The organism is Novosphingobium sp. B-7 (assembly GCF_000410615.1).
Taxonomy (GTDB): Bacteria; Pseudomonadota; Alphaproteobacteria; order Sphingomonadales; family Sphingomonadaceae; genus Novosphingobium; species Novosphingobium capsulatum.
This window is the reverse complement of record NZ_APCQ01000564.1, coordinates 1-2277: the sequence shown is the minus strand read 5'-3', so window position 1 is coordinate 2277 and position 2277 is coordinate 1. Positions and strand designations below refer to the sequence as shown.

At 67.5% G+C, this 2277-nt stretch carries 2 protein-coding genes, 1 tRNA gene and 1 pseudogene; 3 read left to right on the top strand and 1 reads right to left on the bottom strand.

What is annotated here, in order from left to right; all coding sequences use genetic code 11:
- Window positions 1-183: 183 nt before the first annotated feature.
- Window positions 184-522, bottom strand: coding sequence for a DUF3297 family protein (locus tag H926_RS0106705; protein WP_022675621.1), 339 nt, complete (start codon window positions 520-522; stop codon window positions 184-186).
- 112 nt (window positions 523-634) lie between these two features.
- Here H926_RS0106705 and H926_RS0106700 point away from each other — a divergent pair.
- From H926_RS0106700 to H926_RS0106690, 3 genes and pseudogenes are all read left to right on the top strand, one after another.
- Window positions 635-709 (top strand) — tRNA-Val (locus H926_RS0106700).
- Window positions 710-947: 238 nt separating this feature from the next.
- Complete coding sequence (locus tag H926_RS0106695) at window positions 948-1622, top strand: response regulator transcription factor (protein ID WP_022675620.1); 675 nt, start codon at window positions 948-950, stop codon at window positions 1620-1622.
- A pseudogene (locus H926_RS0106690) lies at window positions 1619-2277 on the top strand (hypothetical protein); the annotation flags it as partial. The gene H926_RS0106695 and the pseudogene H926_RS0106690, both read left to right, overlap by 4 nt.

Genomic DNA, 2277 nt, shown 5'->3' with positions numbered 1-2277 from the left:
AGGCCACTATTGCGGCCAGTGCCGCACTGCCGGCTCCGGCGCGGCGCGATCAGGCCAGCCTAGCGCGCGACGATGATCCCATCGGCCGCATCATTGCCAGCCGCACCGGCGGCGCCGGGGTGGGCAGCGCCGGCATGGGGATCGGGCGCCTGCGCTAACGCCGGCACCCGAACAACCCAAAGATCAGGCCTTGGCCACCGGGGCGTCTTCGCCCAGGTCTTCGTACCATGCCTCGACCGGGCCGGAGAGCTTGAGCGTCAGCGGGTTGCCCTTGCGGTCCATGGTCTTGCCGGCCTGCACGCGCACCCAGCCTTCGGAAATGCAATATTCCTCGACATTGTTGCGCACGGTGCCCTTGAAGCGGATGCCCACGCCACGGCCCAGCTTGTCTGCGTCAAAGAACGCGCTGCGCGGGTTGATCGCCAGGCGATCGGGCGGCACATCGGCGCCGGACGTGGCAGGTGCGGTGGAAGGAGCGGCGACGGCGTCCGCGTTTTCGGGCGTTTCGATTGGATCGGTCATGGGGAGCGAAATATCTTCACATGCCCACTTGTCAACGTTGCGCAACGCCGTTAGAGGCCGCCTCCACACCCCGGGGCCGACACGATCGACCACCGCGGGACGCCATTTCGGCGGGCGCGTAGCTCAGCGGTAGAGCACACCCTTCACACGGGTGGGGTCACAGGTTCAATCCCTGTCGCGCCCACCATAAAATCCCAACAGATCCGGATTTTATGGTCACGGCAGGTAATGTCCTGCATCACGCTTGGTCGCCTTTTCACACGCCAGCCGGCGACTGTCCAATTCATACCAATCTGGATGCATCGCGCAGGGATTTGCGGCGCCGTGCGTTTGGCACAGGTACAAGCGCGCGCCTGATGCGGCAGCGGCGGCGCAGGGCCGGGCGGGCTGTCCGTTGTTGTGGCCAGACATCACCGGGTTCCTGCATGCGCATACTGCTTGTCGAAGACGATGCCCCCCTCGCCCGTGCGCTGGCAGTGTGCCTGGCCGGCGCCGGGCTGACTGTCGACCATGCTGCCAGCAGCGAGGAGGCGGAACTGTACCTAGCCGCCAATACCTATGCCGCGCTGGTGCTCGATCGGGGATTGCCCGATGGCGACGGGTTGGCCCTGCTCGCCCGGTTGCGCCGCGCCGGGCATGGCCTTGCGGTTGTCGTGCTCACCGCGCGGGGCGAGGTGCAGGCGCGCATCGCCGGACTGGACGCAGGCGCCGACGATTACATGGCCAAGCCCTTTTCGCCCGACGAACTGCTCGCCCGCCTGCGCGCCGTGCTGCGCCGCAACGGCACGTTCCAGGGCCGTGAAATCGCCTGCGCCAACCTGGTCTTCGATCTCGACAATCTCTCGCTCAGGGTCGGGGGGCGCATTGTTGCGCTGTCGGCGCGCGAAGCCGGGCTGCTCGGCCTCCTGCTGCGCCGCGAAGGACAGGTGGTGACCAAGCGCCTTGCTGAAGACCAACTGTTCGGCGCCAACGATCCGCTCGGCTCCAACGCGATCGAGGTCTATGTCCATCGCCTGCGCCAGAAACTCGATGCCGCGCAGGGCGAGGCGGAGATCGTGACGGTGCGCGGCGTCGGCTATATCATCAAGCCGCGCGCATGAAGCGGCTGGTCCGCCGCGCGGCGACCTCGCTGCTCACGCGCATCCTGCTGGTAGAGGGCATCACCATTGTGGTGGCCAGCCTTGCCATGCCCTTTGCCGCACGCACCGTGCTGGAAAGCAGCGTCCGCGCGATCGAGCGCGATACCTTGCGCCAACAGGCCGAACTGGTGGCGCGCCATGTCATCCCCGCACCAGGCGGCCATTGGCAGGTGGCCCTGCCGCGCGAGGAGATGGCGATCTATGCCACCGGCTATGACGGGCGCGCCTTTGCCGTGATCGATGCGCGCGGGCAGGTTCTGGCCCACAGCCCGTTTTTCCTGCCCGATATCTGGCCGCAGCCGCCCCGGGCCTGGCACGAACAAGCCCTGACCAGCGGGCCGCTGGTTGGCCTGAGCGTGCCACGCGCGTTTGCCGATCAGAACGTGCGCATCGTCGTGACCCAGGACCAGACCCGCCCTGGCGCGGTGGTCGACGATGTGGTGCGCAGCTTCCTGGCGCATTACCTGGTCTGGCTGGTGGGACTGCTGCTGCTGATGCCGTTGGCCAATATCACCATGCTGTGGCCATTGCTGCGACGGATGCGCCACACGGCGCGGGCCGCCACGCAGCTGGCCCCGCAGGACCCGGGCGCCCGGCTCGATGCGGCGGGCCTGCC

What these genes read in the sequence shown, in the direction of transcription:
- H926_RS0106705 (WP_022675621.1), bottom strand. Translation starts at nt 522, where the DNA reads ATGACCGATCCAATCGAAACGCCCGAAAACGCGGACGCCGTCGCCGCT.
- H926_RS0106695 (WP_022675620.1), top strand. Translation starts at nt 948, where the DNA reads ATGCGCATACTGCTTGTCGAAGACGATGCCCCCCTCGCCCGTGCGCTG.